Raw genomic sequence first — 13,990 nt, forward strand, 5'->3', positions numbered from 1 at the left:
CTCGTCGAATCAACTCCTTCGCTGTCTGATAGCCGATGCCGCGAGCTCCACCTGTGATCGCCACGGTCCTGGCGGGGGTGTGAGGTGCGTTGTTCATCATGCTGCGCTCCTTGCATAGATAAGAGACATCGGTAGACGCCGTTCGGGCCGCTCTCGCGGTAGCGGCTGCGCACACAGGAGAGGGATATGGGTATCGCGCGGCGTCTCGTGCCCGGGGAGGCGTTCGGATCGGTCGTTCATCGGCCGCAACCCCAGCGGCAGAACGGGTCTCGTCTGTTCGGTGCAACTTCCGGTGTCGGCCTCAACACGGCCGCGCCGACGAGACAGTCATGTGGCACAGCTCTGCCAGCAGGTGTCGGCTCACCCGATTCGAAGGTGTCCGAGGCGGTCCGAGTGTTCACGATCGTGATTGTTCGCGGAGAGAGCTCCGACCGATCGGCAGTCGGCCGCGATACGGGGTTCGGCGCGTATGTTCTCACCGCTTGTGTTCATCGAGACTCCCGCGGCGAGTTTCGATCCCCGGGAGTTTCGTCCGGCCGGGTGCGGCCGGTGAAAACATCATCGAGTGGGTGAGCGCCCGTGAAGATCGTGGGGCCGTAGGCGTGCCGAAGCACCGTCAAGATCGCGTTCAAGGGTAGGTCGTCGAAGACTCCTCGCTCGCGGACATACTCCATGTGCTGAGCTCCGTCTGCGGTGAAGGCATGCATGAGAGCATCACGATCGCCGTCGAATTCCACTGGCGGCACGCCGAAACGAGCGCACAACTCGACATTGAATGCCGGCGTGGCCTTCAACCACCGGCCCTCGATGTAGAGGCGACTGTAGCCGTGGTAGACGAACAGGTCGGTGCCGCCCATCAGCGCGCGCAACGTCTCGGTCTGCAGGTGATTTCGGACGTCGGCGAAGCCGAGCAGTGCCGGGATACCCGCCGCCCGGCACACCGCGGTCAACAGCACCGCCTTCGGGACGCAATAAGCGCGCCCGGTCTCGAGGACGAAGCTCGCCCGATAGTGGGCAGGATCGTCCGACACGGTGTACGGGTCGTACCAGATCCGGTCGCGGACGGCGGCGAAGAGGCGTCTGGCCTTGTCACGGTCGCTGCTCGCATCCCCGATTGCCGCGGCGGTGAACGCCCGCACGGATTCGTGCTCGATGTCGAGGAAGTCCGTTGCTCCCAGGTACGCGTGTGGTGGCTGCGTCGTATGTGCCCCGGGCGGGCGGTCTGTCATGGTCATCGCTGATGTTCCCTTTTCTGAGCAAACCGGTTGCTGTTGTGTGCACACCGACCGAAGGATCGGTCAGTTGCGCGCGAGTCCGCCGAGCATCAGGTCTTCGCGTTGGACGGGGAGTCGCTGGGCGATCACCCGTTTGCTGTACATGAACTCGCGCGGGCGACCTATGCAGTCGGCGGCAATGAGCTCACCGGCCTGGAGATAGAAGCAACTGAAATCACTGTCGCGGCTGGGGTCACCACTGAGAACCACTTCGTCGTATCCAGTGTTGAGGCCGGCGATCTGCAGCTTGAAGTGATACTGATCTGACCAGAACCACGGCAACGCTTCGATTTTTCTGGACTTCCCGCAGGCGGTCGAGGCAGCGACTTTGGCCTGCTCTCCTGCGCTCGAGACGGACTCCAACCGTAGTCGACGGCCGTAACGGGCCATGTCGTGGCTCGCGCAGTCCCCCGCCGCCATGATGTCGGGGTCGTTGGTCCGAGTGTGATCGTCGATCACGATGCCGTTGTCGATGACAAGACCCGCATCGGCGGCGAGGTCGGTGTTCGGCTCGACGCCGACACCGACGATGACCAGATCTGCGAGGATCGATTCCCCGCTGGCCAAACTGACTTCACGAACCTCACGGTCACCGGACAGGCCTTCGACCATCGCGTTCGTTCTGATGTCGACTCCCTGCTCGCGATGTATCCGCTCGAAGAACGTCGATACCTCGGGAGCAGTGACCCGCTCGAGCACACGCCCAGTTGCCTCGAGGACTGTGACCTGCACGCCCAGTGCGCGCAGCGATGCCGCTGTCTCGAGTCCGATGTAGCCGCCTCCGACGATCACCACCCGCCGGCCAGGGCCGGTGGCCATACGGATCCTCTCGACGTCCGCTGCGGTGCGCAGGTAGTAGACCCCGTGGAGATCGGCCCCGGGAACGGTGAGCCGACGAGGACGGGCTCCCGTGCACAGCGCGAGCTTGTCGTAGGCCAGCTTCTCCCCGGTGTCGAGAACGACGTCGCCCTCCGACCGAACGATGGCCTCCACCTGCGCGTTCAGGAGCTGAATACCTTGCTTGGAGTAGAAGTCCGTGCTGCGAATGGCGATATCGTCGAGGACGCATTTGCCCGCCAGGTATGCCTTCGACAGCGGGGGGCGTTGATAGGGAGTGGCAGACTCGTTACCGATGAGGACGATCTCGCCTGTCCAACCTTCTTGGCGCAAACTAGCTGCCAGTTGTGCCCCAGCATGGCTGGCGCCGACGATGATCGCCCGTTGCGATGTCATGCGCTGGAAGTAGGCGTCAGGCGCACCATCATCTTGCTGATGCCCCGCACGAAATTCGACTGAACGTACTCGGGGTCGCCGACGACCTCGATGTTCTCGAAGCGGGGAAGCAACTCCTCCCACAGAATCCGCAGCTGCATTTCGGCCAGCCGATTGCCCATACACCGGTGTACACCGAATCCGAACGCGATGTGATTGCGCGCATTGGCACGATCGATGATGAAATCATCAGGATTCTCGAAAACGCGTTCGTCGCGGTTACCCGAGGCGTACCACATCACCAATTTGTCACCCTTGCGGATGAATTGTCCGTTCAGAACGGTGTCGGCTTTGGCAATTCGGCGCATGTACGCCAAGGGTGTTTGCCATCGGATAATTTCCGAGTTCATGTTGGGGATCAAATCGGGATTGGCCTTCAATTTCTCGAACTGGTCGGGGAATTGGTTCAACGCAAGAACGCCACCGCTCATCGAGTTACGCGTCGTGTCGTTCCCACCGACGATCAGCAGGACGAGGTTGCCCAGAAATTCCATCGGACGATCGATCAGATCCTTGGTGTCCTCGTTGCTCTGCAACATGGTGATCAGATCGAAACCGGACTCTTCCCCTGCAGACCTCCTGGCCGCTTTGTCATGCCAGAGAGCGCTGAGACCACGGGCCATGTCACGCATGCCCTCGAACACCTCGTCGTTGTCCGAGGGCCCACCGTTGGCTTGCTCCATCGAGGTTGCCAAATCGGACCAGTAGACGAGTTTGCGGCGTTGTTCGTAAGGGAAATCCAGAAGAGTTGCGAGCATCCGAGCTGTCAACTCGATCGAGACATTCTGCACCCAGTCGAACGGCTCGTTCAAGGGGAGGTCGTCCAGCACCTCCCGTACCCGCGATCGGATCAGTCCCTCCATCTCCCGGAGGTTTTTCGGTGCGACAACCCCCTGGACGGCAGCGCGCTGCTTGTCGTGGCGTGGCGGGTCCATCGCGATGAACATCTCGATATCGAGAAACCGGGGCGGGACGCCGATCACGATGAACGGTTCGGCCGAGAACACAGCGTGATTCTTGTCGACGGCCACGATATCGGCATGGCGCGTGACCGACCAGAACGGGCCGAACGGACTGTTGGGTTGGTAGTGAACCGGTGCCTCGTTCCGCACGCGCTCGAAGTACGACTGCCACCGCCCTTGTCTGTAAAGAAAGGGGTTACTGAGGTCGATGTCGGCGAGCCCGACATCCTCGACCGGTGGAATGGGACTTTCGACGAAAATCTTCTTGCCATTCGTGCCAGTCACCCACCGTCGGGTCTTGTCGTACAGATGAGCGCCCTGGATCTGCAGCCCTATCGGGATGGTCGACTGGACCTTGTCGGTGATCGACTCAGAAACTTTCATGCTGTCGTGCCTGCCTTTCACACATCACAATTGGAATTCAGGTGTTCGAACGATCAGGCCATCCCACGCTTCCGAGGCCACCATCTGGCACGACAACCGAGACGTGGGTTCACGCTCGGGGTTCATCGCCAGCATCTCCTCCTCGTCGACGCCGGACAGACCCACCTCTCCTGACCACTGCGGGTCGACGATCACATGGCAGGTGCCACAGGCCGTTTCGCCCCCACAGTCTCCATCGATCCCCGGCACAGCATTGTCGGTTGCAATCTGCATCAGCGATCGACCTTCGACCAGAGCCGCCTCGTGCTTCTCACCATCGTGGGCGACGAAAGTTACAGCTGCCATGTCAACTCCTCGTTTTCCGGCGTGATTGACGAAAGTGTCGTCGCAAACGCGGGTGACGGCTATGTTCGGTGGAGTCATAAACTTGTGAATTCGGGTCAAAGGAATCACCGTGAAGCTGAGCGATGAGGGCGTGCCACCGCTTGCGTTCGTGCAGCTGCTCGAACGCCGCGCACTCGACCCTGACGCCGCCGCGCGCCTTCGCGCGATCATGCACCGCGAAGGAACCAGCGAAGCGACGCTCATTCAGCATGACGTCCAGGCACCGATACGGTGGTTTCGGGAGGTCTATCCCGAACTCGATATCGCCCACGCCACTCGACTCGGATTGGCGTTTGCCGAGCAGGCCCAGTTGACATCGTTCGGGCCCCTGAGTTCACCTTTGATCAGCGCTGGTTCGGTCGCCGAGATCGTCGATCTCCTGACATACCTGCCATTGATCTCCACGGCGTTGAAATCGCAGTTCCACACTGGCGACTACGGTCTGATCGTCGGGCTCACTGCGCACACAGGCGATTCCGCACTGGACTGCTTGGTCATCACCTACGGCGGGTCGGCGTTGTTACGACTGCTGGACATGCTCGCCGGTGACATATCGCCGGTGACACTCCATCTGAGCTGGCCGGAGCCGGCCGAGGTGAGCCACGACAAAGGTCCGGGGGCGAATCGCCGGTTCTTCGACGCTCCGATTTCCTTCGTCCACGTACCCGAGGACACACTAAACAAGGCTTGTCGGTTCTCGGACCCTCTCGCATATCGTCTCGCTATCGCTGATCTGCAGCGGACACTCGCCCATCGGAGTGGGTCCATGTCATCCGCCGAGAAGGTGAGGCAACTGTTGGAAAAGGACCTCGGACAGCGAACCAACCATGATGTTGCACAAGCATTGTCGATGTCGAGCAGCACGTTGAAACGGCGGCTTGCCGAAGAAGGAACCACCTATAGCAAGGTGCGCCAATCGCTGCTGTACGAACGCGCGATGCTACGGCTCCTCGATCGCTCGGTTTCGGTCAGCGAGATCGCTTCCGAACTCGGATACAGCGACCTCGCCAACTTCTCTCATGCCTTCAAACGCTGGACCGGGCGCTCTCCGAAAGATTTCCGAAACCCACGACTCTCGGACGACCCGGATTCGACGTAGACCACACAGACGGGGTCAGATCGATGCCTCGTTCGTTCGCGGCCTGGTCGATCTTCATCTCGGAGATTTCGGAGACGTCACCGCCTCCCTGCCGTGAGAAGAAGAGTGTGTGCAGACCCGAGTACGAACCACTTGTCACTCGACGGTGTCGGCCGGTACGCGTGCAGTCTCCGATTCGAGAAAGTCGACGAGTGCTTCCAACAGGCTGTCCGCGCGCGTTTCGACATCGGCCAGGACGGAGTCCACGTCGTCGAGAAGCCCGTGGGCGTGTCTACGCGCAAGCGTTCCGCGTTCGTAGTAGCCGGGGTCGAGTAGAACCCGCGGTACTGGATCCGGTGCCGAGATCTGCTCCGGATGTTGTGACCGCGCAATGGGCTGCAGGTGGGTGGGTGCCCGTCCGTCCAGGTGCATTCGCACGATGCCCGCGACCGCACGGGCGGTCAACGGGGTCGCAGCCAACGGGGTGTGGCCCCACCGGTCGATAGGAGTCGACAGCGACTGTTTCCCGGCCGGGTCGAAATACCGGTCGTATCCGCCGAGCCCGGCGTCGCCGTCCACGGCATCGAGAGCGTCGGCGAGCATTCGGGTGCTCGGATACCGGGTCCGATGGCCGAGCACCTCACACCAGCGCTGGTACACCATCCGCGGCGAGATGCCCGTCCCCGCCAGCGCGAGGGAGGTGAGGGTATGAACGCCGCGGCCTGTCTCGACGCGAAGGGCGTCGAGACCCGCATCGGCGGTGACATCGCATGCCCGCAGGGCCGCGATGTGCGTGTACGGCAGACCTGTCGTAGCGAGCGTGAGGATCAGTGCGTCTCTGCGTGCGAACAACGCTGACGGCCAACCGTATTCGGGAAGCCGCGCGATGATTCCGCCGATCACGGCTGCCACCTCCTGCAGGCGCGACGTGCGGGCACCATCCAGCGCAGCCCGGACGGTCTCAGCGCACCCGGGAGAAGGTAACAGATGCCGATGATGAGCGGTATCGATCACCGCGATCCGACGGCGTTGGGTCGTCGGCGCGGCGGGGTGCGCGTGGAGGAACCGAGCAAGTGACTCCGGAGAGGCCGCCAGTGAAGGTTCGCCATGGGCGGTGCACCAGTCCTCGAACAGTGACCACGTGTGCCGATCCCGCCTCGGTATCGACGTGTTCGTGATGTCCGCCGGTCGTATCGGAAAAGGGCGGTCGTCGTGGTCAGCATCTGCCCCGGTCGTCCCGTCGCCGGTCACGGGCTCGGTCATAGGCCGAGCTCGGTGACGGCGTTGCCGACCAGTGGCGCATTCTCGTGAGCGTATGTTTCGACCATTGCGGGTGTGGTGTGCCCGGTTTGGCGCATGATCGCATGCGCGTCAGCTCCGTTGCGGAAGGCTTGCGTGACGAAGCCGGAACGGAGGGAATGCCCACCGAGCTGAGCGACGGTGCCGGGGTCGTATCCAGCTCGAGTAGCGCGGCGGCGGATCGCCGCGTGCACCGCGGCTCCGGACAGGGCCGTGTCGGAGAGGTTGCCGTTCTTGCGGACGGACCGAAACAGAGGGGACCGTTTCTCGACCGCAGGAAGGGTGCCGCGGCAGATATGGGAGTCGAATTCCACTGCGCGGGAGAGCATTCGGATGACAGCAACTCTGCCACCGGTGTCGAACGCTGCGACGATCTGCAGCCATCGCACCCACGCGCAGACCGGACATGACTCGTGGCGGTCGGTGAACGGTAACGCCTTCACTGCTCCGGTGCCGTCCTGGTCGGTCTTCGACTTCCGGATACGTACGTGCGCACCATCGAGACGGTCGCGGCGGACATCGCGGCATTCGAGAGCGACGAGTTCACTGCGGCGAAATGCGCCGGTGTAGCCCATCAGCAGTAGCGCGGTGTCGCGGCGTTCGAGGACCTCCGACGCCCAGCCCGCTGCAGTGCGTCGGGCGTGGTCGACGATCGTAGTGATGTCAGCGGTGAGGAGCGGGGCACGGGGCCTGCGGGGCCGCTCCCCCGCAGACGCGTAATCCCGCCGGATACCCGAGAGGGTGGCGCGGACCATCTCGTGCCCGCACGGGTTGTCGTGTCCAGTAGCGCGGTGGCGGTCCGCGACCGCCGCGATCCATTTGTCGAACGTCGACGGCGCATACGCCCGCGTCCCGTCGACGGTGAGCGTGTCGGCGGCGCCGACGAGGTACGCCGCCACCGTTGCGGGATGCGCCGGCAAAGCCTGGTGCCCGAGGACGATGCACCAGTTCTCGAATCGCCTCCACGCCGAGGCATAAGCACGGCGTGTTCCGGCCGAACGAGAAGCTGCGATCGACTGTTCTATCCGAGCAGCGACCTCGACCGGTAGGTCCGGGAACAATGCCACACCACTCACCGAGACGAGTGAATCCGCGTCCCCGACCTTACCGAGCTGCCGATCTGCCATGACAAGCACTGTAGCGAGCACCTCCGACAGACTTCTCAAGCCGAAAACACGCTGAGCAGGCCTTTTCGCGATGATGGTGCGGGAAGGAAAATTCTCGTTGGTCACCGCACAAATAACGTTGGTGACTATGACCCCGGCGCGAAAGCGGGCTTCTCGGCTGTCGCCGCGCGTGCATCGCGGACGACCCCCCTCCATCGGGCGATAGCTATGTCGGCGGATGTTGCAGCGGGATCCCGTGGTCGAGGAACAGTTGCACCGTCTCATCCAGCTCCGCCGCGGTGCGGCACCCCCATGCGTAGGAAGTTGTACAACGACCTGGCGGATGCGGGATCGCCGCGCGCCGCCGCGATGGCGGCCTCGACCGCAGCGTGCGCGTCAGCCCACAGATCGCGCTCGGCTGCGGGATAAGACGAGCGCGTCGGAGCTGTCCCGGGATCCACCGGCTCGTAGGGTCGTGGGCTCAGCAGAGATGCGTGCGCACCGCCGGCATCGATCTCACCGCTCTCGACCAACGCAATGCCGATCGCTGCGGCCTCGAGAACTTTCGCCTGCTCGTCCCAGTGCAGGTCCTCGAACGGAACCCACGCGGTCCGCAACGGGCGAGAACGACCGGCGGCCCTCCAGATCGCAACGAGCCTCGTCGCCCACCGTCCGGTGCGAACCAGAGATGTGGACACTTCGTCGACGACGGTGCGCAGCAGTCTGAACCAGACTGCGGCATGTACTCGGCCCGGGCCGAGTTCCACCCATCCCGTTGTCAGAGCCTCGGTAGTGCGCCGATCGAGGTCCGTCACCGCTGTGGGAACCGGAACGGGCGAGACCTGTTCGTCCGAGCCGAACCGGACCTGATCCCAGAAGATCGCATGACCAGGGAAAGCAGAACAGGGTTCGAGTCGACAACGGTGTTCAAGGCAGCTGCTCAGCACCGTGCAGCCGTCTTCTGAACCTGACAGATCCGTCGGGACCTAGACGGCTCCTGGCCCTGTTCGGGTTCGGACCGACAGTGTGCGATCGCGCCGTTCGTTCGGGCCGCGCCTGTGTCTCACAGCTCCGTGCCCCAGAAACGGTCGTTTCTGGGGCATCCGAACCGACGCGCGGTTGTCAGCTCGCGTTTGTGTATTCGGGAGCTGCAGTGGTCAGTGCGTAGTTTCTGTCTCTGTCATCGCCTTCTGTTTCCAGTTCGGCCGGCGGGTGTAGATGTTCGGCTGCCTTCATCGCAGTGACTTTGTTTACCAGTGCGGAGTATCTGTCGTATCGCCGTGCGACCGTGGGCGGAGTTACTCCGAGGCGACGGCTGACGGCCGCGAAGTTTCCTTTCGTTTCTGGGTCATTTTGGTAGAGGTCGGCGGTTTGCCAGATTTCAGGTTCGAGGGTTCCGTGCTGATCGAGCAGGGCGATGAGGTCGTTGGTGCCGTCGCCCACTGTTGCCGGCTCTGCCGTTTCGAGGTCTCCGGATGCGGCTGTGGTGACCGAGACGGGTTGCGCGGGCGTGCTGATACGCCGTCGAGGTGCGCTGATAACGATCGAAATCATCTCGCTCATGGTCATCACCATCAGGGGCGCGAGTGCGCCGAGGACGGCAGCGACTCCCGCATTGAGGTCGGTGACGGTGAGAACGGCGTGGTAGGCGTTGCCTGCCATGCTGCCCAGTCCGGCGAGTGTGTACACGGCGATGATGAAACGTCGGCCGATCACTGTGGCCCGGTCGGTGTGCTGGGACAGAGCGATCCGGAAGATGCCGGCCGCGAGGATGGGACCGTCGAGGACGACTGGGATAACCCAGGCGGAGTCACCCATGTTGGCCATGGTGGCAAGGTCATGGAGGGTTTGAAAGCTGAGGTTGAAGCTTGACGCGGTGACGGCGATAGCGACAATCAGACCGATGATCAGGGCCCATTTGATTACAGCCGGGTGGATCTCGACTGCATGTTGCGATGTCGGCAGCGCGCCGTCTAGTTCTTCGACCTCTAGGTCGGCGTTACGGTGGTTCATAGGTCACAGCTCCCTTTGTTGTCTGTGGCCGATGGCCCCGGTGGTGTTCCCGCACTGCCGGGGCCCCTGCGTTGGTCTGGTGGCGGTTCGATCGAACGTTCTACCGTTGCTTCGTCGGCTTTGGTTTGTAGTGCTCGGGGTAGGCGACTCTGATTGCGTGCTCGATGATTTCGCGGATGGTGTCCCCAGAGTGGGCTTCGACTGCGTCGATGGCCTCTCGGTAGCTCAGTCCGAGACGTGTCGAGAACTGAATGACCGGCTCGGCCTTCTCTCGACGGGGGCGTCCTACTGGCCGGGGAGAGACCTTAGTCGACTGCGGGACTTCGGCGGAGTCAACCGTTTCATCGGCCGCTGGTCGAGGGCCCCTGCGGGTGACGTTCAGGTCCGGTTCGCTGCTCATGGTGAAGCCTTCCGTGCGGCGCAGTCATGCGTTCGTGCATGCATGCATGCATGCATGCATGCATTAATTAATGATTGATGTAAATATCTGCTGGTAGGCGGACAGTACGGGTGCGCCTTTGTCGAACTTGCCGTACCACTCGCCTGTCATCCGCGACTGGTCGACGATTGTTCGGTTCGGGATGATCGGGCTGAGCTGCAGGCCCGTCTCTTGGAGAAGTTCCAGCGCCTTAGTGGAAACCTTGGTCATTACAGTCTCTTTGACTGCACCGACGACGACGCCGGCTTCCTGGAGGTTCAAGGTCGCGCCGATTCGTTCCCGGCTCGCGCGGAACTTCTGGACGCTTTCCCGAGCTCCTTCGACTCCGTCCAACCCGTCTTGGTTGGCTGTCGCCGCGTAGACAACGAGGCTGGAGGCGGCCAGCGCGTTCTGCGTCAAGAGCCCGCCTTGACGGTTCGGGCAGTCGATGATGACGACCTCGGAGGTGTGTCCTTCGAGGGCGGCAGCAAGTCGCAGTTCCGCGTGGTCCTCGTAGTCCTTCTCGCGGTTCGAGAGTGATCTGGCGGACGGAAGGATTCGTAGGTTGTCGGACCATTCCGTGGGAATCGCGAGATCCTCGGCCCACCCCTCCGGGTTCGCGTCTGCGAGTACGGCACCGACGTGCTTCCACGGCTCGTCCGGGTAGCTCCCGACCCACTTTGTGGCCGCACCTCTCGGGTCGAGGTCGATCAGGGTGGTTGGGGTTCCAGCCGCCGCCGACACCATCGCCAGCGATACTGCTGTCGTGGTTTTGGTGACGCCCCCAGCCTCGCTGTACACCATGATTACGTTCATGCACGCACTCTAGCACTCACTCACGCATGCGGGCACTAACTAATGAATGAAATAACGCACGAGTGAAGCAACGCGTTAGTTAGTGCGCGCTTGCAGGCGTGAGTGAAAGCATTCGGTAACGAACGCACGCGTTACTGCACGCACTAATTAATTAACGCATGCACTAATTAGAGAACCTTCTGACCTGGCATAACTGCGAGGGTAACGCGAAGGGAACGCACTCAAATGCGCCCTCTACCGGTGCGCAAGGTAAGTAGCGGCCCCACCTAGACCGACCGGCGTCGCGTCCATCCTGCCCCCCTTCCAAGTCTCGTGGAGCGGGTCAACCCTGCTCTCCACCGTCAGCCAGATTCAGAGCATTCCGCACCCGCACGGGCGACAAGACCTCACAAGCGTCACGTCTGTGACTGCACGGGTGAAACAGTGCCCTAGTCGTGGGCGGCCTTGGATTGCACGACAGGCACGATCACTGCGCCGAGTCGGTCACTGAGGAGCTCCATCGCTTCCAGCAAAGGATCAGGCTCTGGGGGTGGCCCCGCAGCAAGCATCGCCGCCCACAGCGTTTCCGACTCTTCCCCGCGCGGTGGGGGAGCGCCGTAGATCGGAACGTCGGCAGCTGGATCTTGCATGGCCGACGCGATGGCCGGGCCGTAGAAGCGGTTCTCAAGCCACACCTGCCACAAAAGCCGTTCGGCTCGATGGCGAACGATACGGTCGGCCGCGACGGTCTCGAGGCCGTGAGCGTCCGCCACGTCGTCCAAAGTGCGGCTTCCGGGACCCAATGTCGCCCCGTCGCGTTCGATGAGCCCAGCGGCCGTCAGAGCCGCGACAATGGCGTAACCGTTCGATGGCCGCAGCATCGCGCCGGCGAAGACGTCGTCGACGCTCGTAGCCAGACCCGCAACAACCAGCTCGTACACCGACCGCCCACGCAGACCGAGCACGCTCCATGCCGGATGTACCGGCTCCACACGTGCGCGCTCGACCCGCGCTCGTCCTGGGCCCCGTGTGGTCGCCGGTGTGGTCAGGGCGTAACGATCGGCCTCCCGACCAGCACCGCGGGACACGAGCAGCAAGGGAGACCCTGGAGTCTCTCTGAGCACCCGCAACGCACTCCAGACGGTCGATTCCGACATCAACCCGGCCGAATGCGACAGGCTCCGTCCACCCACTGCCACCACAGGGACGCCCTCGACCAATTCGCCGGCCAGAGCCGATGTGTAGGCCAGCGCTTGGACCACTGCGAGTAGGACAGGACGTTGTCGGGTACCGAGAAACTCAGAGTCGATCCACAGCTGTGCGTGCGCCAGCCACTGTCTACGAATTCGATCTTTGAGGAACGAACTACTACCCCCTGTGTGTCTGTCCTTGTGCGTGAGTTGGTGGAATGGGCGGACGATCCTTGCGGCCCAGCTCAGGGCGTTGGCCACGTCTCGTTGCAGGGCTGCGGCGGAGTGCTTGCCGTACTTGTCGACGTACGAGTTGCGGACTCCCGACCACGCCTTGGTTGCGATCGCCTTCTCGATGTCCGCGGTGCTGGCACCGCGCAGGACGGCGTGGCTGATGACGGCCTGCCTCGCCTCTGAGGGGGAGTCCCAGAGGGCTCTGGCTGTTTTGGTGAACTTGCCCGTCGCCGCGTACGCCTCGACGGCCTCTGGGACGGCTGTAGTGCGGTGGAAACGCGGGTCCAAGCGTCGGTCCCTGCCGACACCGACGAGGCGTTCGTCTTGGGTGAGGGAGGCAGCGACAGCGGCTACAGGGGTTCGGTGCCGGGGAGTGGTCGCACCGCCCAGGAGAGCGATGAGGCGGGGGACGATACCGCGGTCGGACCGAACGGTGAAGGCGTCGATTGCCTCGTCGACAGTGCCGTCGAGGATGCGGTAGCCACCCTCGCGGCACGGTGAGCCCGGGGGAGTGATGCAACCCCAGTCCGCGTTGAGCATCGGAGTGGCGTCCAGGGTGACCAGGCGGGCCGACAGGAGCTGCATCACCATTTTGATGTCGTCGACGCGCAGAGCGATGTCGGTGGCCATCGGCACCAGGACGTGGCGGCCGCCGCTCGTCGAACGATCGGTGATTGTGCGTGCACCGCATTCGTGGAGCCATCCCAAGGCACGTTCGACATCGACGTCGACCTGCTCCGGCGTGTGGTGTTTGGCGTCGAAGTCCAGCGCTAGCAGGCTCGTACGGCCGCGCGCATAGATCGGCACCGCGGCCGGCACGGACGGTAGGTGCTTCGTCAGACTCCGCGCGGTATCGAACTTGCCGCTAGCGGCACTCCAGACACGCATGGACCGACGCGCGGCCACCAACGGAGACAGACGTCTCCATATGTTGTCGGGTGTCGACATCGCCGTGACGACACGAACGTTAGATCTTGAACCTTCATCAGGGCGCGAGGTACCCTGAGACGAGACCAGCAATAGTCTGTCCCTTCCAGGGGAATGCAGCACCGAAACGAAGATTGGCTCTCCGTTTCACCTCGAGCCCTCGACCTGCCAGTCGGGGGCTCGACTCTTTTCGGTCTGCACGTAGTGTGCGAGCGGGGGCCGAGGCTAACCGTCCTCAAGCACGCCGCATTCTTGTCCGTCTATGCGGTTAGCGGCATCACCTCTTGGTTCAATTCGCGTACTAGATCGGGGCGTCCGTGAACCACAGCGAGCAGATCCGCAAGGTACTGCGACGTAGACGTGCAGCCCGCCTCAAGTGCTCGCCGTTCGATCAGGTCACCAACCTCCACAGGGATACGAGTTGCGTACATACGCCTCGACCCCTTGCTCTGCATGGCCATCGCTGACACCTTTCCCGGACGCCAATCCATCACAAGATTCTGTAACAGATTGCGGATGGTGCCGGTTAGACACGCCGTGAAGCTGTAACAAGATTCGCCAAGTCGCCCTTGAGGCGACGTCCTGCGAACGTCGGCGTTGGTTACGGCGGGTCGTCGACGAGCTCCAGCCCACGGCTTAGCCAGATCCACCCAG

General features: G+C 62.7%; 11 protein-coding genes and 1 pseudogene. 1 reads left to right on the forward strand and 11 read right to left on the reverse strand.

Annotated features, from left to right (window positions below; all coding sequences use genetic code 11):
• The 5 genes and pseudogenes from AB0366_RS24865 to AB0366_RS24885 form a co-directional block, all read right to left on the reverse strand.
• Positions 1–100 (reverse strand): annotated as a pseudogene (locus AB0366_RS24865) (short-chain dehydrogenase); the annotation flags it as partial.
• Positions 101–488: 388 nt separating this feature from the next.
• On the reverse strand, positions 489–1,229 hold the full coding sequence (locus AB0366_RS24870; protein WP_149406747.1) for a transglutaminase family protein: 741 nt from the start codon (positions 1,227–1,229) through the stop codon (positions 489–491).
• A gap of 69 nt (positions 1,230–1,298) precedes the next feature.
• Positions 1,299–2,507, reverse strand: a complete 1,209-nt coding sequence (locus AB0366_RS24875) for an FAD-dependent oxidoreductase (RefSeq protein WP_149406696.1) — start codon at positions 2,505–2,507, stop codon at positions 1,299–1,301.
• Entirely contained in the window at positions 2,504–3,892 is a 1,389-nt protein-coding gene (locus AB0366_RS24880) for a cytochrome P450 (protein WP_366246348.1), read from the reverse strand. The genes AB0366_RS24875 and AB0366_RS24880 overlap by 4 nt, the downstream gene beginning before the upstream one ends.
• 24 nt (positions 3,893–3,916) lie before the next feature.
• Positions 3,917–4,237, reverse strand: a complete 321-nt coding sequence (locus AB0366_RS24885) for a 2Fe-2S iron-sulfur cluster-binding protein (protein ID WP_149406695.1) — start codon at positions 4,235–4,237, stop codon at positions 3,917–3,919.
• 109 nt (positions 4,238–4,346) lie between these two features.
• Between AB0366_RS24885 and AB0366_RS24890 the strand changes: the two genes are divergently transcribed.
• A complete protein-coding gene (locus AB0366_RS24890; protein WP_366246349.1) occupies positions 4,347–5,375 on the forward strand; it encodes a helix-turn-helix domain-containing protein in 1,029 nt (342 codons plus the stop codon).
• Positions 5,376–5,510: 135 nt separating this feature from the next.
• Here AB0366_RS24890 and AB0366_RS24895 read toward each other — a convergent pair whose 3' ends face one another.
• The 6 genes from AB0366_RS24895 to AB0366_RS24920 form a co-directional block, all read right to left on the reverse strand.
• Positions 5,511–6,257: a recombinase gene (locus tag AB0366_RS24895; protein ID WP_366246350.1), complete on the reverse strand. Its 747-nt coding sequence runs from the start codon at positions 6,255–6,257 to the stop codon at positions 5,511–5,513.
• A 356-nt stretch (positions 6,258–6,613) separates the two neighbouring features.
• Entirely contained in the window at positions 6,614–7,780 is a 1,167-nt protein-coding gene (locus tag AB0366_RS24900) for a site-specific integrase (RefSeq protein WP_366246351.1), read from the reverse strand.
• Between the two features lie 260 nt (positions 7,781–8,040).
• The gene (locus AB0366_RS24905; RefSeq protein WP_366246353.1) at positions 8,041–8,574 is read right to left on the reverse strand and encodes a hypothetical protein; all 534 of its coding nucleotides are present in this window, start codon (positions 8,572–8,574) and stop codon (positions 8,041–8,043) included.
• Between the two features lie 307 nt (positions 8,575–8,881).
• A complete protein-coding gene (locus tag AB0366_RS24910) occupies positions 8,882–9,772 on the reverse strand; it encodes a DUF2637 domain-containing protein (protein ID WP_366246354.1) in 891 nt (296 codons plus the stop codon).
• Positions 9,773–10,235: 463 nt separating this feature from the next.
• Positions 10,236–11,006 carry a ParA family protein gene (locus AB0366_RS24915; RefSeq protein ID WP_366246356.1) on the reverse strand — a complete coding sequence of 257 codons (771 nt, stop codon included), beginning with the start codon at positions 11,004–11,006 and terminating at the stop codon, positions 10,236–10,238.
• 428 nt (positions 11,007–11,434) lie between these two features.
• The gene (locus AB0366_RS24920) at positions 11,435–13,297 is read right to left on the reverse strand and encodes a hypothetical protein (RefSeq protein WP_366246357.1); all 1,863 of its coding nucleotides are present in this window, start codon (positions 13,295–13,297) and stop codon (positions 11,435–11,437) included.
• Positions 13,298–13,990 lie beyond the last annotated feature (693 nt).

Source organism: Rhodococcus sp. NPDC076796, assembly GCF_040702765.1.
Classification (GTDB): domain Bacteria; phylum Actinomycetota; class Actinomycetes; order Mycobacteriales; family Mycobacteriaceae; genus Rhodococcoides.